Source organism: Pseudomonas sp. P5_B2, from assembly GCF_056400445.1.
This window is the reverse complement of sequence record NZ_JBFULH010000044.1, coordinates 1-20,402: the sequence shown is the minus strand read 5'-3', so window position 1 is coordinate 20,402 and position 20,402 is coordinate 1. Positions and strand designations below refer to the sequence as shown.

The window sequence follows — 20,402 nt, the reverse complement described above, 5'->3', positions numbered from 1 at the left end:
CAGCATGATGCCGAAGCTGATCAGACCGCTGGCCGCCCAGGGCATCAGCCCCAGACGTTCAGCAGCGGAAATGGCCGGAACGATCAACGAGAACGCCGTCGCGGCAAGCATTACCCCGGCACCGAAACCGAGCAAGGTGTCGCTCACCCGCTGAGGCATCTGCCGAATCACCAGTACCGGCACCGCCCCCAACGCAGTACCCAAGGCGCAAATCGCCCCGCCTTGCAGCGCACGTGACAACCTCGGTTCGAGGTCCAGCCACGCCAACCCATGGCTGACCAGCAATGTCATACCCGCCAGCAGCAACAGCGATCCCAATGCGTAACGAAACATTCGTCCACTTCCGATCGCCAGTGTTTCAGTGCCCATAGTCAGCCTTGTTGAACTCCATGATGTAAAGGCGCCGCCACGACAGACTTGCGGAGCAGTAGGCGGTCAGTACGCGGGTACTCGCCATGTTCGCTGATGAAATTCAGCAGCTCGACATAGGTTTTGCTGCTCTGGCGCAGTGCGGCATTGCGCAGGGCTGGCGCCAGACGCGGATCCTGCATGGCCTGCAATAACCGCTGATGGATCGCGCACAAATACTCTGCGCTCTCCTCCGGCTGGTTCAGACGCAAATGCAGGTCCGCCAGGTTGTGATGGGAAATCACACAGGCCGCCACCGCTTCGTCGGCATCCACCCAGCGCTCGAACAACACTTGAGCCAGGGCCAGAGCTTGCAAGTAAGCCTCGCGGGCATCGACGTATTCGCCCAACATGAAGCAGCGATTTGCCCGTTCGATCGTGCGTTTCCAGTGCTCCATGGTGTGCCTCCAAAGCGGTTGCGGTAGTTACACGCCGCCTGCGGTGAGTTTTTCAGGGTCCAGCAAAACCTCAAGCTGGCTGCGTGTCAGGTCGGTATGTTCCAGCGCAACGTCGATCACCGGCCGGCCTTGTTGATAAGCCTTCTTGGCGATTTCGGCGGCTTTTTGGTAACCGATGATCGGATTGAGTGCCGTCACCAGAATCGGGTTGCGCGACAACGCTTCCTTGAGCCTTACTTCATTGACCTTGAAGCTGGCGATCGCTTTCTCACCCAGCAGATGGCTGGAGTTGGCCAGCAATTCGATGCTGCTTAGCAGGTTCTGGGCGATGATCGGCAGCATGACGTTCAGTTCGAAATTGCCCGACTGACCGGCAATGGTGATGACGGTATCGTTGCCAATCACCTGAGCGGCGACCATCGCGGTGGCTTCCGGGATCACCGGGTTGACCTTGCCCGGCATGATCGAAGAGCCAGGCTGCAAGGCTTCGAGCTCGATTTCGCCAAGACCGGCCAGAGGCCCGGAATTCATCCAGCGCAGGTCGTTGGCAATCTTCATCAAGGACACCGCCGTGGCTTTGAGCTGCCCGGAGACTGCAACGGCAGTGTCCTGAGAGCCGATCAGCGCAAACAGGTCGGTGCCGGGGGTGAATTGAACAGGGGTCAGCTCGCTCAACTGTTGGCTGAAGCGCGCGGCGAACTCGGGATGAGCGTTGATTCCAGTGCCCACCGCCGTGCCGCCCTGCGCCAACGATTGCAGACTCGGCAGCAAATCGTGCAGATGACCGAGGTTGGCCTTGAGCTGTTGCGCCCAACCATTAAGCACTTGGCTCATGCGCACCGGCATGGCATCCATCAAATGGGTGCGGCCGGTTTTGACGTGGTGATGAACCTGCTCGGCCTTGAGCTCGATCACCTGCACCAGACGCACCAGCGCCGGCAGCAACTGTTCATGCAACGCCAGCGCTGCGCTGACGTGGATAGTCGTTGGGATGATGTCGTTGCTGCTCTGGCCGCAATTAACGTGATCGTTGGGGTTCACTGGCTCGCCGAGTACACGGCTGGCCAAGGTGGCGATCACTTCGTTGGCGTTCATGTTCGAACTGGTGCCGGAGCCGGTCTGGAAGATATCCACCGGAAAGTGCTGCATGAAGTCGCTATTGAGTAAGCCCAAGGCCGCCTCGACGATGGCATTGCCTTGGGCTTCGCTGATTTGTTGCAGCTCAACGTTGGCACGGGCGGCGGCGGCCTTGGCCAGTATTAACGCGCGGATAAACTGCACAGGCATCGGTTTGCCGCTGATCGGGAAGTTATCCACCGCGCGCTGGGTCTGTGCGCCATAGAGCGCGTCCACCGGCACCTGAAGCTCGCCCATGCTGTCGCGTTCGATACGAGTTTTACTCATCGTGGAATCCTTGCATCAGTTCTATGAGGGGAATCGAGGGTTGCAATTGGCAGGTCGCCATTTGCCAGGTGTAGCGTTGCCAGCGCTTGAGGCGGCATTGGCACCGCGACAGGCGTTCGAGTTCGCGCAGTGGACGCCATGCCTGATCCAGGCAATAGGTCCGCCAATGCCACGGCAGCGCGACGTCGGCGGCGGTATCGAGCAGCAAACGCAAAGAGGTTTCAGCGATAGTCCATGGAGATGTTGCCGTGCAACAGGCCAGATACCGGCCTTCAGCCAGGTAATGCTCGATCAGGCGTGGCTCGTCGGGGTCCATCGCGCAACGGATCTGACGACTCATCCAGCGCCAGTTTTCGAGGTACGACTGCTCGTGCAAGGCAGAACTCATGATCCGGGCTCGTTCGGTAATGAGATTTATTATTAGATGATAATGAGAACCAAAACAACCCCGCGAATTGCGCGGATCTCATTGTGGGAGCGAGCCGGCTCCGGGCAGCGTTCCGACGATAGCGGTGAAACATCCACCAACTATGTTGACTCACACTCCGCTATCGCGAGCAAGCGGCTCCTACAGGGGGGTCTATGCAAGGCGCATAAAAAAGGCGCGCCATCCAATGGGATGGCACGCCTTTTTTGAAGCGGTAAGGTTTAGCTACCCGCTACCGTCATCCGCTCGATCAGCACCGACCCCGTGCGAATGTTGCTGCGCAATTCCAGGTCATTACCGACCGCAACGATCTGTTTGAACATGTCCCGCATGTTGCCGGCAATGGTGACTTCCTGCACCGCGAACTGGATCTCACCGTTCTCGACCCAGAAACCCGCCGCGCCACGGGAATAATCGCCGGTGACCATGTTCAGGCCTTGGCCCATCAGCTCTGTGACCAACAAGCCACGCCCCATGCGGCGCAACAACGCGGCCTGATCTTCATCTCCATGGGTGACGAACAGGTTGTGCACGCCGCCGGCGTTGGCAGTGCTTGGCATCCCCAGCTTGCGCCCGGAGTACGTACCGAGGATGTAGGAGACCAACTCACCCTTTTCGACGAACGGTTTGGCGTAAGTGGCCAGGCCATCGCCATCGAATGCGGAACTGCCCATGGCGCGCATCAAATGCGGACGCTCATCGATGGTCAACCATTCCGGGAACAGCTTCTGACCCAGCGTGCCCTCCAGGAACGAGGACTTGCGATACAGACTTCCGCCGGAAATGGCCGACAGGAAACTGCCGAACAAACCACCGGCCAGTTCAGCGGAAAACAGCACTGGCACTTCGCAGGTCGGCACCGGACGCGCACCCAGACGGCTCGCCGCCCGTTGCGCGGCCCGTTGGCCGATGCTCACCGGGTCAGCCAGCAAATTTCCCTGACGGTTCACGTCGTACCAGTAATCGCGCTGCATCTGGCCATCGGCCTCGGCGATCATCACGCAGCTCAGGCTGTGGCGGGTTGACGCGTAGCCGCCGATAAACCCGTGGCTGTTGCCATACACGCGGCAACCCTGATGGGTGCTGAGCGTGGTGCCGTCGGCATTCTTGATCCGGCTGTCGGTGGCAAACGCGGCAGCTTCGCAGGCCAGCGCTTGTTCGATGGCTTGCTCCGGGGTGATATCCCATTGATGGAACAGGTCGAAATCCTGCAGATCGCGAGCCATCAACGCAGCATCAGCCAGGCCCGAGGCCTCATCTTCGGAAGTGTGTTTGGCGATGGCCAGCGCCGCCGCGACGGTTTCGCGTATCGCGTCAGGACCACTCGCCGAGGTACTGGCCGAGCCTTTGCGCTGGCCAACGTATAAGGTGATGCCAAAGCCCTGATCACGGTTGAACTCGACGGTTTCGACCTCACGCTGGCGCACCGAAGTGGACAGGCCTTGCTCCAGGGACACGGCGACTTCGCAGGCGCTGGCGCCCTGACGCTTGGCTTCAGCGATGATCTGCTCGACTTGTTCTTGCAGTGCCGGCAACGCTTGTGGGCCGACGCTTTCAACTGCACTCATGCTGTTCTCCACTCAAATTCTGCTTTCGGTATGGCCTTCGAGCGACCGGGCCGGACAAGCGGCCCCCGACTGGTTATCATGGCGGCGTTTCTTTGCGGACGGCCACCATGGTTGATTCTTACGACGACTCCCTCGATACGGGAGAAAAAAGCAAATCCCAGGTTAAACGCGAGCTTCATGCTCTGGTTGACCTTGGCGAGCGCCTTACAACACTCAAGCCTGACTTGCTGGCAAAACTGCCATTGACCGACGCTATGCGCCGGGCCTTGGCCGATGCGCCCAAGCACACCGCGAATATCGCGCGTAAACGGCACCTTATGTTCATCGGCAAACTGATGCGCGATCAGGACACTGACGCCATTCTGATGTTGCTCGATCAACTCGATGCCTCCACCCGGCAGTACAACGAACGTTTCCATGGTCTGGAACGCTGGCGCGATCGCTTGATCGCAGGCGACGATGCAGTCCTGGAGAAGTTCGTGCTCGACTACCCGGAGGCTGATCGTCAGCAATTGCGCTCCCTGATCCGTCAGGCCCAGCACGAATTGGCGACCAACAAGCCACCGGCATCGAGCCGTAAAATCTTCAAGTACATCCGTGAGCTGGACGAGACTCAACGCGGTCTGCGTTAAGTCCCGAATCGGGTGAGCCGCACGCGGTTCACCCGAAGCTCCATCCTTTCTTACGATCCTGTGCCACCCACAGTGATCGCGTCTATTTTCAGCGTTGGCTGGCCGACACCCACCGGCACCGACTGCCCATCCTTGCCACACGTCCCTACGCCGCTGTCCAGCGCCAGATCGTTACCGACCATCGACACCTTGCTCATGGCTTCCGGACCGTTGCCGATCAACGTCGCGCCTTTGACCGGCGCAGTAATCTTGCCGTCTTCGATCAGATACGCTTCGCTGGTGGAGAACACGAACTTGCCGCTGGTGATGTCCACCTGGCCGCCACCGAGGTTGGCGCAGTAGATGCCGCGCTTAACCGAGGCGATGATTTCTGCCGGATCGCTTTCGCCCGCTAGCATGTAGGTGTTGGTCATGCGTGGCATTGGCAGGTGCGCATAGGACTCACGTCGGCCGTTGCCGGTACGGGCCACGCCCATCAGGCGGGCGTTAAGCTTGTCCTGCATATAGCCTTTGAGTACGCCGTTTTCGATTAGCGTGGTGCACTGGGTCGGGGTGCCTTCGTCATCGACGTTAAGCGAGCCGCGTCGACCTGCCAATGTCCCGTCATCGACGATGGTGCACAGTTTTGACGCAACCATTTCGCCCATGCGTCCGCTGTAGGCAGAACTGCCCTTGCGGTTGAAGTCGCCTTCCAGACCGTGGCCGACCGCTTCGTGAAGCAGTACGCCGGACCAGCCGGAACCCAACACCACCGGCAACGTACCGGCCGGCGCAGGAATGGCTTCCAGGTTGACCAGTGCCTGACGCAGCGCTTCACGGGCGTAGCCCATGGCGCGGTCGTCACCGAGAAAATAACGGTAATCGGTACGGCCGCCGCCGCCATGACCGCCGCGCTCGCGGCGACCGTTTTGCTCGACGATCACGCTCACATTGAAACGCACCAGCGGCCGCACATCGGCGGCCAGGCTGCCATCAGTGGACGCGACGAGGATACGCTCCCAGACACCAGCCATGCTCACGGTCACTTGCTGGATACGTGTGTCGAGGGCGCGAGTGGCGGCATCGATGCGTTTGAGAAGTTCGACTTTCTCGGCGCGGGACATCACTTCCAGCGGGTTATCCGGCCCATACAATTGGGCGACGTCCTGCGTGGTGAACGCCTGCACCGTTCCATTCTGCCCGGCGCGGGAGATTGAACGCGCGGCACGGGCCGCTGCGCCGAGGGCTTCCAGGGTGATGGCGTTGCTGTAGGCAAAACCGGTTTTTTCACCCGACTGCGCGCGCACGCCGACGCCTTGGTCGAGGTTGAAGCTGCCTTCCTTGACGATCCCGTCTTCCAGTGCCCAGGACTCGGAAATCTGCCCCTGGAAATACAGGTCGGCGGCATCGATGCCCGGGCCGGCCAGATCGCCGAGTACGCCTTGCAGACTCTCGATCGTTACGCCGCCGGGCGCCAGGAGGTGTTCACTGACTGAGGACAACAACTCGCTCATATGCTTTACGCCTTAAATTCATCGTTCTGAGGCAGGTCGCTGAGCGCCCTGCGAGAAAAAGCGCCGGTGACTGGACACCGGCATCCGCGCCCGGATGGACGCCTGTTCGCTGCTATCGCGTTCGGCCAGCAGCACGGCCTCGCCTTGATCCTGTTGCGCCAGCACCCGGCCCCAGGGGTCGATGATTGCGGCATGTCCCCAGGTTTCTCGCGGCCCCGGATGAATCCCACCCTGGGCGGCCGCCAGCACATAACATTGCGTCTCGATGGCGCGGGCGCGAATCAGCACATCCCAATGCGCTGCACCGGTCACCGCGGTAAACGCCGACGGCGCGGTAATCAGCTCCGCTCCGGCAGCGCGTAATTCGCTGTACAGCTCCGGGAAGCGCAGGTCATAACACACCGTCAGTCCGACTCGACCGACCGGTGTATCCGCCACCACCACCCTACTGCCATAAGCATAGTCATCGGACTCGCGATAACGCCCCCGATTGTCCGCCACGTCCACGTCGAACAAATGCAGCTTGTCGTAGCGCGCCACCGTCTCGCCGTGATCATTCACCAATAGCGAGCAGGCATGCACTTTCGCTGTAGGTTGATCCACCGGCGGCAACGGCAACGTGCCGGCGACTATCCATAACTTGAGGTCGAGGGCGGTCTGTTTCAACCATGGCAGGATCGGGCCGTCGCCCAACGCTTCGGCACGGCCGATGTCGGCGATGTCGCGACGGCCCATCGCGGCGAAGTTTTCCGGTAGGACGGCGAGTTGCGCACCGCCTGCCGCCGCCTGCTCAAGCAGCCGGCGTGCCTGAGCCAGATTGGCCAGCACGTCGCTCTGGCTGACCATTTGAATCACCGCTACCGACATGGTCTTTCCTTACTTGAGAAGTGTCCGCCAGCTGCAAGACCTGCGTCATGCTACTCCATCAGCGTAAGACGTGGCTTTTCAAAAAGGCTTGTCGAAGGTGATTTTCGGATCTTTCCACGGGCCTTTGACGTTGTATTGCACACTGGCAAAACGGGACATGCGGTCACCCATCAGTTTGTCGATCAGGAACAGCGCACCGCCGACCGCCGGAGCGCCAACAATCAACGCCGCGATCGGCAAGTTAGTGGCCACCGGCAAACTCACCAGCAACTTCGCGTCAATCTGATCACCCACCAGATTCAAGGTGCCATTGAGTTCAATGTTGGTGGACGGACCAGTCATCCGGATCGGTTCACGGGTGACGTAGACGCCATTGGTCCCGACTAGCACACCTTTGACCTGGTCATAACTAAGGCCTTTGCCAAACAAGTCGGAAAAGTCCAGGCGCAAGCGTCGACCGATGGAATTGAAATTAAGCAGGCCGAAGACTTTCAGGGCCTGGGCACTGGCATCGACCTCAACAATCTCGCCCTTGGTGAGCGTTGCATCAAGAGTGCCGGAGAAACGCTTGCTGGCCAGCCAGGCCGGCGAACCGGGCCAGCGACCGTCAACGTCCATATGAAATTTTTCACTGGTGACACTCGGCGCAAAGCCCCAGCCTTTGAGCACATCGGCGAGGTTCTTACCGCTGATCCGCCCCTTGTACCAACTGTTGGTGCTACCAGGCGCGCCTTCCCAGCCGCCACTGCCTTGCAACAGAATCCCCTTGAGGCCCATGTCCAGTGTATTGAGCGCAATACCCTTCGCGGTCGGACGGATTTTCATTGACCAGCCGCCCACCAGATCCGGCCCCAGAAACAGCTGATTGATGGTGATGTCCAGTGCGGGAATCTTTGCCGGGTCCACCGTAACCAATGGATCTGGTGCGTTCTCGTCGGTCACTACCTTGGGATCGGCTGCGGGCAGGCGTATGTATTGCAGATTAACCGTGATGGGGGCGCCTTTGGCATCCGGAACACCGACGGTGCCTTTGACCTGTTGACTGTCGAGTTGCAACGCCCAACTGGCGGGCTTTCGGTTCAGCTGCACAGAAGCTTGATCGAGGGTGGCGCCCAGAGCACTGAGCTTGCCAACCTTGAAGTCCGCACTGCTGAGCAACTGTTTGGCATTGTCGCCCGAAACCTGGCCGGCATACTTGTCCACCAAATCCTTCCACGGGCCGACATTCAGCTCCGACAGCACGCCCCGCACCCGCAGACCTTTGACATCGGGCAATACGGCCTCGCCACCACCGAGGAACAGCTCACCGCGCCCCCCGGCAATATTGCCGTTCGGTGCTGCATACGTTAAGTTCGCCAACTGACCATAATTGACCCAGTAGCGCCGCTCCGGACCTTGCAAGGTCATGCGAAACGACGTGTCGCGGCACGTACCGGCCGTCAGGCCGAACGGAGCCGGTAGGTCGACTGTCGCGCCCTTGAGGCAGGAGTTGACCATCAACTGACTGTCAGTACCGGCCAGGTTCAGTTCCAGCTCATACGGAATCACCCCGGTAACCGGTACCGGCTGAGTCACTTGCAACCAGTCAGTTAGCTTTTTGACCTCTACCTGACCGGTAGCCGTGACGCGTGTCTTGAGATTACCCGCATTGCCATCGGCGAAAATCTGCGCAGTGACAGGCTTATCAAAGACGCGAGCGCTGATCTGCTGCCCGCTCAATCCCTTGGTACTGTCAAAGCGGAAATCGCCCTTGAGTTGAGTAAACTCCAGCACGGGTTCAGCCATTTTCAGACGCGCCTTGGCGGTCTTGAATTCGACGATAATCTTCGGCAGCTCGCCTTTGGCGAACGGAATATCCAACTTCACTTTGCCCTGTAGATCACCCTCACCGTCCCAACCGGCGAAAGCTGCCGCGGTGCCTATCGGCGCTTCCTGAAGAATCTTCAGGCCATCGCGCAAGCCACCGGCAAATCCACCGTCGAGGAACAGATGGACGGTTTTCCCATCAGGCACATGGGGAATATCGACATAAATATCGCTAACCTGGGTGTCGAGCAACTGGCCCTTGCTGGCCAGAACCCGCACGCCACTGTCTTCAACAAACACATCGCCCGTGACCTTGCTGACATGCGGCCAGCCCGGCTGGAAAGCCAACTCGGCATCGTGCACCTTGAAGAACAGGCTGATGCTGCGGTCGGTATCACCCGCGCCCGATTTCAGCGACCCCTGATACTGGAAGAAACCTTCGTCCACCGCGCCTTTGATAATCGCCGTACGCAGCCATTCGTCCAGCGCCGGGCTGAGCATTGTCGGCAGGTACTTGGCGGTGTAACGACCGTCCCCATCGACCATGCCGACCCGCAGGTCCATGTAATCATCCTCAGCGGGATCGAAACGCAGGCGAATCAGGAAGTCACCGGCAATCTTGCCCTCTTCGCCGAGCACCTTGAGGTATGGCGAGATCAGAGTGAAGCCTTCCTTGTCGAGCTTCCAGGTCAGCGTCGCGTTGGCCTGAATGTATTGCCATGGCTTGGCGAAAATGGGGGTCAGGTGCAGGACAAAGTCCTTGCTGTCCATGCGCAGTTCGCCCTTGCCAAGGTCACCGCTGATGCTGCCGCTGACATTTCGCGCCGCCGGTGCGCCGTAATAGGCATCAAAACCTACCCGGTCGAGATTCGCGGCGAAGCTGAACTTGCTGTCGTCGGTGGCCTTGGGTTTAAAGTCGATGAGCACATTGCGCAACCCGCCAGTCACCTTGAGCTTTTCGACCGCCGTGGCAACCCCTTCCGGCAGTGGACCCAAGGCGTTCAGCAGCGGCGTAAGCGGGGTGAGGTCGAGGCGGTCGGCTTGCAAGTGCCAGAGTTCTTCGACCTTGTCGGTAGCTGAAGTTTGTGTGAGTTGCAGATGAGATTCCCAGCGCGTCTCGCCGAAGGTCATGGCCAGGGGGGCCAGCGTCACCACGACGCCTTCCGCGCTGCGCTGAAAATAGCCGGTGAGCGCCAGATTGTTGATCTGGATCGGCTTACGTTCGGCGTAAGCCCCTTTGAGCTGCAGTGCGTTCAAGCGGATTGCAGCGCTTTGCAGTGTGCCTTGCCCCCAATTGGCCCAGAGCTCGCCACCGGCCTTGATCTCGGAGAAATTCCATTGTTTGGTGAGTCGCTCGGGCAGCCACTTCGACCAATCACTTTGCGGCAGGCTCAGGTAAGCCTCGGCTTCACCGTCGCGCCATTCACTGGCGCGGATATGGGTGCGCACGCTCATGGCGACCGGCTGGCCGTCAGGCAAGGTCAAACGGGCATCAAGGCGCTGGCGGGCAGCACCGACTTTCAGATTCAGGCCTACGTAGGTCAGGGTCAGCGGCGGATGATCGAGTGGTTGCAAGGTCACCTGACTGTCAATCACCGACAACTGCTTGACCATCTGCAGGCGGTTGAGCAGCTGTTCAGGATCAAGCGGCTGATCCTTCTGCACCGGTAAACCTTCAAGCGCCCACTTCCCGTCTTCGCCTTCCTTGAGGCTGATCTTCAGGCCGTTGAGTTCCAGATGAGCGATGCGCACCTGGCGAGTCAATAAACTATCCAACAGGTCCGGCACCGCACGGACCTGGTCCAGGCGCAGGGCATTGGCGCCCTCACCGACTGTCACGTCATGAGCCAGCAAGATCGGCGCAAAACCACTCCAGTTACCTTCCAGCTTGCCGATTTTCAACGGCATGCCCAAGGCTTCGCTGGCTTTGGTTTCGGCTTCTGTAGTGTATTCGGCCACCAGAGGCGTCAGTTCACGGCCAAGGCTGACGTACAGCGCCATCAGCACCAATACCAACGCGCACAGGCCCAGACCCCAGCGGGTCAATTCGACCAAAATGCGTGTCAGACGCTCCATGTCAGGTGGCTCCCATGGCAAAATTGCAGCAAAAAGCTGAGGCCAGCCGTTCTAGTAAGGATGAAATACAGCGATTCAGAGCAACACCACGTCGTATTGTTCCTGGGAATACATGGTTTCCACCTGGAACCGAATGGTGCGTCCGATAAATCCTTCCAGTTCGGCAACATTACCTGACTCTTCATCGAGCAATCGGTCGACAACTTTCTGGTTCGCCAATACACGATAGCCTTCCGCTTGATAGGCGCGTGCCTCGCGGAGGATTTCTCGAAAAATTTCGTAGCAGACCGTTTCCGGCGTCTTCAGCTTGCCTCGCCCCTGGCAGCTACTGCACGGTTCACACAGTACCTGCTCAAGACTTTCACGGGTGCGTTTGCGGGTCATCTGCACCAAGCCCAACTCGGTAATGCCGATGATGTTGGTTTTGGCGTGGTCGCGTTCCAGTTGCTTTTCGAGCGTGCGCAGTACCTGGCGTTGGTGCTCCTCGTCTTCCATGTCAATGAAGTCGATGATGATGATCCCGCCAAGATTGCGCAGGCGCAACTGACGGGCAATGGCGGTGGCTGCTTCGAGGTTGGTCTTGAAGATGGTTTCTTCAAGATTGCGATGGCCGACAAAAGCCCCGGTGTTGACGTCAATGGTGCTCATGGCTTCCGCCGGATCGACCACCAGGTAACCGCCGGACTTGAGCGGGACTTTACGTTCCAGGGCTTTCTGGATTTCGTCTTCAACGCCATACAAATCGAAAATAGGCCGCTCACCCGGATAGTGTTCCAGGCGATCGGCGATTTCCGGCATGAGTTCGGCGACGAACTGCGTGGTTTTCTGGAAGGTTTCCCGGGAGTCGATACGGATCTTCTCGATCTTCGGGCTCACCAGGTCGCGCAAGGTCCGCAACGCCAGCCCGAGGTCTTCGTAGATCACACTCGGTGCACCGATGGTTTTGATCTGTTCGTTGATCTGATCCCAGAGCCGGCGCAGGTAGCGGATGTCCATGAGAATCTCATCGGCACCCGCCCCTTCGGCCGCGGTGCGCAAAATGAAACCGCCCGCCTCGATGATGCCTTCTTTGGCCACGCAATCGGTGACCACCTGCTTGAGACGTTCGCGCTCGGCCTCGTCTTCGATCTTCAGCGAAATACCGACATGAGCGGTACGCGGCATATACACCAGATAACGCGATGGAATCGACAGCTGAGTCGTCAGACGTGCGCCTTTTGAGCCGATCGGGTCCTTGGTGACCTGAACCACGAGGCTCTGGCCTTCATGCACCAGGGCACTGATGCTTTCGACGACCGGACCTTCGCGCAGGGAAATTTCCGAGGCGTGAATAAACGCTGCGCGGTCCAGACCGATGTCGACGAACGCAGCCTGCATGCCTGGCAAAACCCGTACGACTTTGCCTTTATAAATGTTGCCGACGATTCCGCGCTTTTGCGTTCGCTCGACGTGGACCTCTTGCAGAACACCGTTTTCGACCACCGCCACGCGCGATTCCATCGGCGTGATGTTGATCAGAATCTCTTCACTCATGGCAGGGTCTCGTTCAGGCGTATTCACGATAATGGCTGCATCTTGTCAGTACGACGCTCAGCGCGCGTTAAGTGTTTGCCAACAGGGTATGCCGAAATGGTTGAGAAGTTCTGCTGTTTCGCACAGCGGCAACCCGACCACAGCCGAGTAACTGCCGTTGAGCCCGGCAACAAATATCGCACCCAGTCCCTGAATTCCGTAGCCACCCGCCTTGTCGCGAGGCTCACGGCTGGCCCAATAGGCTGCCGCTTCTTCGCGACTGATGTTGCGAAACCGCACCAGACTGCGCACCACCCGAGACTCGCAGCGTTCTGCGTCGAGTACGGCGACGGCGGTCAATACTTCATGCTCACGGTCGGCCAACAGCATAAGCATGGCGCACGCTTGGGCTTCGTCCACCGGTTTGCCAAGTATTTTCCCGTCCAGCACTACCGCCGTATCGGCCCCCAGCACGCAAAAATCCGCATCGGACACGACAGCGCTTCGCCCGGCCTCGGCCTTGCCGCGCGCCAGGCGCTCGACATAGGCCGACGGGGATTCTTGAGACAAAGGGGTTTCATCGATGTCCGCGCTGATGGCGCAGAACGGCACGCCAATCTGCGTGAGCAGTTCACGCCGACGCGGCGAGCCTGAGGCGAGGTACAGCTGTTTCATCAAGACATCTCCCTGTTTAGTGCCCTGCCCCACAAATACTGTTCCTTTTTGGCGGCGTCTGTTGCAGCCATACTGCGTTGCCGCTCCTCGCCATAGCGAGCTATGACTCGTCGCGGCGCCTTGTCTGGCAACAACAGCTATTCGCCAAAAAAGGGAACGTATTTGCGAGGCAAGGCACCGGCAAATGCCTGACCGAATTAGTTGATTTTGTAGCGCCGACGCAGACCACGCAAACCGTAGCTGACCCAGGGCCACAACAACGCACTGACCAGGGCCGGCAGAACCAGCGCCAGGGTTGGTTGACGATTACCAGTCAAGGCACTCAGCCATAATTGAACAAGCTGCGCGAGGCCGAAGATTACCAGGATCACCAGGCTCTGTTGCCACATAGGGAACATGCGCAAGCGTTGTTGCAGCGACAGCACCAGGAAGGTGATCAACGTCAGGATCAGCGCATTCTGGCCAAGCAACGTGCCATAAAGCACGTCTTCAGCCAGCCCCAGGCACCACGCCGTGAGCATGCCGACTTTTTGCGGCAGGGCCAGTGCCCAGAACGCGAGCAGCAAAGCCAGCCACAGCGGGCGGAGAATTTCCATGAATTGCGGCAACGGCGAGACGCTGAGCAACAGGCCAACAGCAAACGTCACCCAGACCATCCAGCCGTTTCGGGAGGCTTTGACACCGACCATTATTCTTGTCTCCCAGTGGTAGCCGGCGCGGGGACAGGCGGTTTGGCAGCAGGCTTCACGACGGCAGGCGGCGTTGCCGGCGGTTTAGCGGCCGCAGGTGCAGCCTCCGGCGGCTTTTTAGCGCCAGGTTTCGCAGCAGCAGGCTTGGCTGGAGTGGCGGTAGCCGGGGCAGCAGGGGCAACCGGTGCGGCCGGCGCAACAGCAGGTGCAACCGGTGCAGCGGGCGTCACATAAACCGGTTTGGAGACAGTCGCCGGAATGATCGGGCCACCGCCGTGCTGATCCAGTGCTTCTTGCGCCTGGGCTGCTTCGTTGGCGCGCTCTTCGGCCGTGCGGCCGTCGCTATACACCAGCAGCAAATAACGGCTGCGGTTCAACGCGGCAGTCGGTACAGCGCGAACGATGGCAAACGGTTGTCCGGAGTCGTGAATCACTTCCTTGACCGTCGCCACCGGGTAACCCGCCGGGAACCGCTGACCAAGGCCGGAGCTAACCAACAGATCACCTTCCTTGATATCGGCGGTATCGGCTACGTGACGCAACTCAAGGCGCTCCGGGTTGCCGGTGCCGCTGGCAATCGCCCGCAAACCGTTACGGTTCACCTGCACAGGAATGCTGTGGGTGGTGTCGGTCAGCAGCAATACGCGGGAGGTATAGGGCATCAACTCGACCACCTGCCCCATCAGGCCACGTGCATCGAGCACCGGCTGACCGAGGACTACACCGTCGCGCTCACCTTTGTTGATGATGATGCGATGGGTGAAGGGGTTCGGGTCCATGCCGATCAACTCGGCCACTTCGACCTTCTCGTTGACCAGTGCGGACGAGTTGAGCAACTCGCGCAGCCGAACGTTCTGCTCGGTGAGGGCGGCAAGCTTCTGCATGCGCCCCTGCAACAGCAGGTTTTCGGTCTTGAGTTTTTCGTTTTCCGCGACGAGTTCGGTACGGCTGCCAAATTGGCTGGCCACACCCTGCCATAGCCGCTGCGGCAGGTCGGTGATCCAGTAAGACTGCATCAGCACCAGCGACATCTGGCTACGCACTGGCTTGAGCAGTGTGAAGCGGGCATCGACCACCATCAGCGCGACCGATAGCACGACCAGCACCAACAAGCGCACGCCCAGTGAAGGCCCTTTGGTGAAAAGCGGTTTAATAAGCCGCTCCTCCCAGGCAAATGTTCTCTTTATTCATACGGCATCAAACCGGCCTGGATGCAGACTGACAGAAGATAAACGCCAACAGGCAGCACTGCAAAAGTGCTGCCTGCGCGCCAACAGCATAGATGCAACCGGCGAGATCACTCGCTGGAAAGCAGGTCCATGGTGTGTTTATCCATCATTTCCAACGCACGGCCACCGCCGCGAGCAACGCAGGTCAGCGGGTCTTCGGCGACGATCACCGGCAGTCCTGTTTCCTGGGCCAGCAACTTGTCGAGGTCACGCAGCAAGGCGCCACCACCGGTCAGTACCAGGCCGCGCTCGGCGATATCGGATGCCAGCTCCGGAGGCGACTGCTCCAGTGCACTTTTCACCGCCTGAACGATGGTGGCCAGGGACTCTTGCAGAGCTTCCAGCACTTCATTGGAGTTCAGGGTGAAAGCACGTGGAACGCCTTCGGCCAGGTTACGGCCACGCACGTCGACTTCACGCAATTCGCCGCCAGGGTAAGCCGTACCGATTTCCTGTTTGATACGCTCAGCGGTGGATTCGCCGATCAGGCTGCCATAGTTGCGACGCACGTAGGTGATGATCGCTTCGTCGAAGCGGTCGCCGCCAACTCGTACGGATTCGGCGTAAACCACACCGTTCAGGGAGATCAGCGCGATTTCAGTGGTACCACCACCGATATCGACCACCATCGAACCGCGTGCTTCTTCAACCGGGAGGCCGGCACCGATCGCAGCAGCCATTGGCTCTTCGATCAGGAACACTTCACGAGCACCGGCACCAAGCGCCGATTCACGGATGGCACGACGCTCAACCTGGGTGGATTTGCACGGAACGCAGATCAGCACACGAGGGCTAGGCTGCAGAAAGCTGTTTTCGTGAACCTTGTTGATAAAATATTGCAGCATCTTTTCGCAGACGCTGAAATCGGCAATCACGCCGTCCTTCATCGGACGAATGGCAGCAATGTTACCCGGCGTTCGGCCGAGCATGCGCTTCGCTTCGGTGCCGACAGCAACGACACTTTTCTGGTTACCGTGTGTCCGAATAGCCACAACCGATGGCTCATTCAGGACGATACCGCGCTCGCGCACGTAAATAAGGGTGTTGGCAGTGCCCAGGTCAATGGAGAGATCGCTGGAAAACATGCCACGCAGTTTCTTGAACATGGGAAAGGGACCCTAGGCAACGCGTGGGTAAAAAAGTGCGGCAAACTCTAACAACGACAGGGATTTTGGGCAAGGCGCCAATATGTTAAATTGGCCGCTTTTCTGTGCACCAACCCCCACAATCGCGGCCTTATGACCGTAGAAATGCGGTAGTGTTCAGACAATCTAACACACGGACGCCGTCCGTTCTGTTTTCCACTGGAGAATCGCAATGGCGCTTGAACGCTCCGACGTGGAAAAAATCGCTCATTTGGCCTGCCTTGGCCTCAATGATGCCGATCTTCCACACATCACTTCGGCCCTGAACAGCATTTTGGGCCTGGTCGACGAAATGCAGGCGGTTAATACCGACGGTATCGAACCGCTGGCCCACCCACTGGAGGCCAGCCAGCGCCTGCGTGCCGACGTCGTGACCGAGACCAATCATCGCGAGGCCTATCAGTCCATCGCACCAGCGGTCGAAAACGGCCTGTACCTGGTACCGAAAGTCATCGACTAAAGGGAAAGAGCCTGCAATGCATCAATTGACTCTGGCCGAGATCGCCCGCGGACTCGCCGAAAAAAAGTTTTCTTCCGAAGAGCTGACCAAAACCCTGCTGGCGCGTATTGCGCAGCTCGATCCTCAGCTCAACAGCTTCATCAGCCTCACCGAAGACCTGGCGCTCCAGCAGGCGAAAGCCGCTGACGCACGCCGCGCCAACGGTGAGAGCGGCGCCCTGCTCGGCGCGCCGATTGCGCACAAAGACCTGTTCTGCACCCAGGGTATCCGCACCAGCTGCGGCTCGAAGATGCTCGACAACTTTAAAGCACCGTACGACGCCACCGTCGTTGCCAAGCTGGCCGCTGCCGGGACCGTGACCCTGGGCAAGACCAACATGGACGAATTCGCCATGGGGTCGGCCAACGAGTCGAGCTACTACGGCCCGGTGAAAAACCCGTGGAACCTGGAACACGTGCCTGGCGGTTCGTCCGGTGGTTCGGCCGCCGCGGTTGCCGCGCGCCTGTTGCCTGCGGCTACCGGTACCGATACCGGCGGCTCCATTCGCCAACCGGCTGCACTGACCAACCTCACCGGCCTGAAACCGACGTACGGTCGCGTTTCACGCTGGGGCATGATTGCCTACGCCTCCAGCCTCGATCAGGGCGGCCCGATGGCGCGCACGGCTGAAGATTGTGCAATTTTGCTGCAAGGCATGGCCGGCTTCGATCCAAATGACTCCACCAGCATCGACGAGCCTGTGCCCGATTACAGCGCCAGCCTCAACGGCTCGCTGCAAGGCCTGCGCATCGGAGTGCCAAAGGAATACTTCAGCGCCGGTCTCGACCCGCGCATTGCCGACCTGGTCATGGCCAGCGTTGAAGAGCTGAAAAAGCTCGGCGCCGTGATCAAGGAAATCAGCCTGCCTAACATGCAGCACGCGATTCCTGCGTACTACGTGATCGCCCCGGCGGAAGCCTCGTCCAACCTGTCGCGTTTCGACGGCGTGCGTTTCGGCCATCGCTGCGAAAACCCGAAAGACCTGATCGACCTGTACAAGCGCTCCCGTGGCGAAGGTTTCGGCCCGGAAGTGCAGCGCCGGATCATGGTCGGCGCCTACGCGCTGTCGGCCGGTTACTACGACGCCTACTACCTCAAGGCCCAGAAGATTCGTCGCTTGATCAAGAACGACTTCATGGCAGCCTTCAATGAGGTCGACATCATCCTCGGCCCAACCACGCCGAACCCGGCCTGGAAGCTCGGCGCCAAGAACAGCGACCCGGTCGCTGCGTACCTGGAAGACGTCTACACCATCACCGCCAACCTTGCCGGCCTGCCGGGCTTGTCCATGCCAGCCGGTTTCGTCGATGGTCTGCCGGTCGGCGTGCAACTACTCGCCCCGTATTTCCAGGAAGGCCGCTTGCTCAATGTTGCGCACCAGTACCAGTTGAACACTGACTGGCACACTCGCACCCCAACCGGCTTCTGAGGAGACACACATGCAATGGGAAGTCGTGATCGGGCTGGAGATTCACACCCAGCTCACCACCCGGTCGAAAATCTTTTCCGGTAGTTCCACCACCTTCGGTTCCGAGCCGAACACCCAGGCCAGCCTCGTAGACCTGGGCATGCCCGGTGTACTGCCGGTGCTGAACCAGGAAGCGGTACGCATGGCGGTGATGTTCGGTCTGGCGATTGACGCCGAGATCGGCCAGCACAACGTGTTCGCCCGTAAAAACTATTTCTACCCGGACCTGCCCAAGGGCTACCAGATCAGCCAGATGGAATTGCCGATCGTCGGCAAGGGCCACTTGGACATCGCCATGGAAGACGGCACGATCAAACGTGTCGGCGTGACCCGTGCGCACCTGGAAGAAGACGCCGGTAAAAGCCTGCACGAAGAGTTCAACGGTGCCACCGGCATCGACTTGAACCGTGCCGGCACGCCACTGCTGGAAATCGTGTCCGAGCCGGACATGCGCAGCGCCAAGGAAGCCGTGGCCTACGTCAAGACCGTCCACGCGCTGGTGCGTTACCTGGGCATCTGCGACGGCAACATGGCCGAAGGCTCACTGCGTTGCGACTGCAACGTATCGATCCGTCCGAAAGGCCAGGTTGAGTTCGGCACTCGCTGCGAGATCAAGAACGTCAACTCGTTCCGCTTCATCGAGAAGGCGATCAACAGCGAAGTCCAGCGTCAGATCGAGCTGATCGAAGACGGCGGCAAAGTGATCCAGCAGACCCGTCTGTACGATCCTAACAAAGACGAAACCCGTCCGATGCGCAGCAAAGAGGAAGCCAACGACTACCGTTACTTCCCCGATCCGGACCTGCTGCCAGTGGTCATCGAAGACTCGTTCCTCGACGACGTGCGGGCCACCCTGCCGGAATTGCCACCGCAAAAACGCGAGCGTTTCCAGGAGCAATTCGGTCTGTCGGTCTATGACGCCAGCGTGCTGGCGACCAGCCGCGAGCAAGCCGATTACTTCGAGAAAGTCGCGAGCATCGGCGGTGACGCCAAACTGGCGGCTAACTGGGTAATGGTTGAGTTGGGCAGCCTGCTCAACAAGCAAGGCCTGGACATCGAACAGTCGCCGGTTTCCGCCGAGCAACTGGGCGGCATGCTGCTGCGCATCAAGGACAACACCATCTCCGGCAAGATCGCCAAGGTGGTGTTCGAAGCGATGGCTAATGGCGAAGGCAGCGCGGACGAGATCATCGACAAGCGCGGTCTCAAGCAAGTGACTGACAGCGGCGCCATCTCGGCGGTGCTGGACGAGATGCTCGCGGCCAATGCCGAACAGGTTGAACAGTACCGCGCGGCAGACGAAGCCAAACGCGGCAAAATGTTCGGCTTCTTCGTCGGCCAGGCCATGAAAGCCTCTAAAGGCAAGGCCAACCCGCAACAGGTCAACGAACTGCTGAAAAGCAAGCTCGAAGGCTGACCACAGTGACCGTTCCCACGCTTCGCGTGGGAACGCCTCATTGGACGCTCCGCGTCCGTTTTTGTGACGCGGAGCGTCACAGGCTGCATTCCCACGCGGAGCGTGGGAACGATCATGGGGTCACCTAATGAAGCGTCTGCTCAGCGCCTGCGCCCTGCTCGCTCTACTGGCCGGTTGCACCAGTAACGATGTGGTCGATCCACACGGCTACGACAAAACCGGTACCGCGTCCTATTACGGCGCCAAACACCAAGGCAAACGTACCGCCAGTGGTGAACGTTTCAACAAGAACTCCATGACCGCCGCCCATCGCCAGCTACCCTTTGGCACACGGGTGAAGGTCACCAATCTGAACAACGACAAGTCCTGCGTGGTCCGCATAAACGATCGCGGGCCGCATACCCGCGGACGCCTGATCGATCTGTCCCATGAAGCCGCCGAGCGCCTGGGCATGATCAAAAGCGGCACTGCCAAGGTTCGCGTGCAAGCCCTCGACGACTGACAGACGGAGCACCCCCCATTTTTGGACTTGCCGATTTACCCCTGATCAGTGTGATTGAATTGCTCAGCGGCCTGGTTTTACTGATCTTCGGCGCAGAACTGATGGTGCGTGCCGCCGTGCGCCTCGCGGCGCGGTGGCATGTGCGCCCGCTGATCCTCGGCCTGACCATCGTCGCCCTCGGCAGCAG

The 20,402-nt window shown here is 59.5% G+C and carries 17 protein-coding genes and 2 pseudogenes; 6 read left to right on the top strand and 13 right to left on the bottom strand.

Annotation, left to right across the window (positions count from 1 at the left end):
• The 5 genes and pseudogenes from AC1DRJ_RS07350 to pmbA form a co-directional block, all read right to left on the bottom strand.
• Positions 1–369, bottom strand: a pseudogene (locus AC1DRJ_RS07350) (ZIP family metal transporter); the annotation flags it as partial.
• A gap of 2 nt (positions 370–371) precedes the next feature.
• Positions 372–806, bottom strand: coding sequence for a hypothetical protein (locus tag AC1DRJ_RS07345; RefSeq protein WP_477801516.1), 435 nt, complete (start codon positions 804–806; stop codon positions 372–374).
• A 27-nt stretch (positions 807–833) separates the two neighbouring features.
• Positions 834–2,210, bottom strand: coding sequence for a class II fumarate hydratase (locus AC1DRJ_RS07340; protein ID WP_477801515.1), 1,377 nt, complete (start codon positions 2,208–2,210; stop codon positions 834–836).
• Complete coding sequence (locus AC1DRJ_RS07335; RefSeq protein ID WP_477801514.1) at positions 2,203–2,598, bottom strand: FagA protein; 396 nt, start codon at positions 2,596–2,598, stop codon at positions 2,203–2,205. The genes AC1DRJ_RS07340 and AC1DRJ_RS07335 overlap by 8 nt, the downstream gene beginning before the upstream one ends.
• Positions 2,599–2,858: 260 nt before the next feature.
• Entirely contained in the window at positions 2,859–4,205 is a 1,347-nt protein-coding gene (gene pmbA, locus AC1DRJ_RS07330; protein ID WP_477801513.1) for a metalloprotease PmbA, read from the bottom strand.
• 107 nt (positions 4,206–4,312) lie between these two features.
• Between pmbA and yjgA the strand changes: the two genes are divergently transcribed.
• Positions 4,313–4,837, top strand: a complete 525-nt coding sequence (gene yjgA / locus AC1DRJ_RS07325; RefSeq protein ID WP_054049927.1) for a ribosome biogenesis factor YjgA — start codon at positions 4,313–4,315, stop codon at positions 4,835–4,837.
• 50 nt (positions 4,838–4,887) lie between these two features.
• Here the strand turns inward: yjgA and tldD are convergent, their stop codons facing one another.
• The 8 genes from tldD to mreB all read right to left on the bottom strand — a co-directional run bounded on the left by tldD (position 4,888) and on the right by mreB (position 16,290).
• Positions 4,888–6,330 carry a metalloprotease TldD gene (gene tldD / locus AC1DRJ_RS07320; protein WP_477801512.1) on the bottom strand — a complete coding sequence of 481 codons (1,443 nt, stop codon included), beginning with the start codon at positions 6,328–6,330 and terminating at the stop codon, positions 4,888–4,890.
• 18 nt (positions 6,331–6,348) lie between these two features.
• Positions 6,349–7,197 (bottom strand): carbon-nitrogen hydrolase family protein, encoded by an 849-nt coding sequence (locus AC1DRJ_RS07315; RefSeq protein WP_477801511.1) that lies wholly within the window; start codon positions 7,195–7,197, stop codon positions 6,349–6,351.
• 78 nt (positions 7,198–7,275) lie between these two features.
• Positions 7,276–11,079 (bottom strand): YhdP family protein, encoded by a 3,804-nt coding sequence (locus AC1DRJ_RS07310; protein WP_477801510.1) that lies wholly within the window; start codon positions 11,077–11,079, stop codon positions 7,276–7,278.
• Positions 11,080–11,154: 75 nt separating this feature from the next.
• Complete coding sequence (gene rng, locus AC1DRJ_RS07305; RefSeq protein WP_477801509.1) at positions 11,155–12,612, bottom strand: ribonuclease G; 1,458 nt, start codon at positions 12,610–12,612, stop codon at positions 11,155–11,157.
• A 57-nt stretch (positions 12,613–12,669) separates the two neighbouring features.
• The gene (locus AC1DRJ_RS07300; protein WP_477801508.1) at positions 12,670–13,266 is read right to left on the bottom strand and encodes a Maf family protein; all 597 of its coding nucleotides are present in this window, start codon (positions 13,264–13,266) and stop codon (positions 12,670–12,672) included.
• A 197-nt stretch (positions 13,267–13,463) separates the two neighbouring features.
• Positions 13,464–13,955, bottom strand: coding sequence for a rod shape-determining protein MreD (gene mreD, locus AC1DRJ_RS07295; RefSeq protein WP_477792129.1), 492 nt, complete (start codon positions 13,953–13,955; stop codon positions 13,464–13,466).
• The gene (mreC, locus tag AC1DRJ_RS07290) at positions 13,955–15,061 is read right to left on the bottom strand and encodes a rod shape-determining protein MreC (RefSeq protein WP_477801517.1); all 1,107 of its coding nucleotides are present in this window, start codon (positions 15,059–15,061) and stop codon (positions 13,955–13,957) included. Before mreC ends, mreD begins: the two co-directional genes overlap by 1 nt.
• Positions 15,062–15,252: 191 nt before the next feature.
• Positions 15,253–16,290, bottom strand: coding sequence for a rod shape-determining protein MreB (gene mreB / locus AC1DRJ_RS07285; protein ID WP_477801507.1), 1,038 nt, complete (start codon positions 16,288–16,290; stop codon positions 15,253–15,255).
• Positions 16,291–16,501: 211 nt separating this feature from the next.
• Here mreB and gatC point away from each other — a divergent pair, with 211 nt between their 5' ends.
• The 5 genes and pseudogenes from gatC to AC1DRJ_RS07260 all read left to right on the top strand — a co-directional run.
• The gene (gene gatC, locus AC1DRJ_RS07280) at positions 16,502–16,789 is read left to right on the top strand and encodes an Asp-tRNA(Asn)/Glu-tRNA(Gln) amidotransferase subunit GatC (protein ID WP_007901429.1); all 288 of its coding nucleotides are present in this window, start codon (positions 16,502–16,504) and stop codon (positions 16,787–16,789) included.
• A 16-nt stretch (positions 16,790–16,805) separates the two neighbouring features.
• On the top strand, positions 16,806–18,257 hold the full coding sequence (gene gatA / locus AC1DRJ_RS07275) for an Asp-tRNA(Asn)/Glu-tRNA(Gln) amidotransferase subunit GatA (protein WP_477801506.1): 1,452 nt from the start codon (positions 16,806–16,808) through the stop codon (positions 18,255–18,257).
• Positions 18,258–18,267: 10 nt separating this feature from the next.
• On the top strand, positions 18,268–19,713 hold the full coding sequence (gene gatB, locus AC1DRJ_RS07270) for an Asp-tRNA(Asn)/Glu-tRNA(Gln) amidotransferase subunit GatB (RefSeq protein WP_477801505.1): 1,446 nt from the start codon (positions 18,268–18,270) through the stop codon (positions 19,711–19,713).
• Between the two features lie 127 nt (positions 19,714–19,840).
• Positions 19,841–20,215 carry a septal ring lytic transglycosylase RlpA family protein gene (locus AC1DRJ_RS07265; protein WP_477801504.1) on the top strand — a complete coding sequence of 125 codons (375 nt, stop codon included), beginning with the start codon at positions 19,841–19,843 and terminating at the stop codon, positions 20,213–20,215.
• Between the two features lie 50 nt (positions 20,216–20,265).
• Positions 20,266–20,402 (top strand): annotated as a pseudogene (locus tag AC1DRJ_RS07260) (calcium/sodium antiporter); the annotation flags it as partial.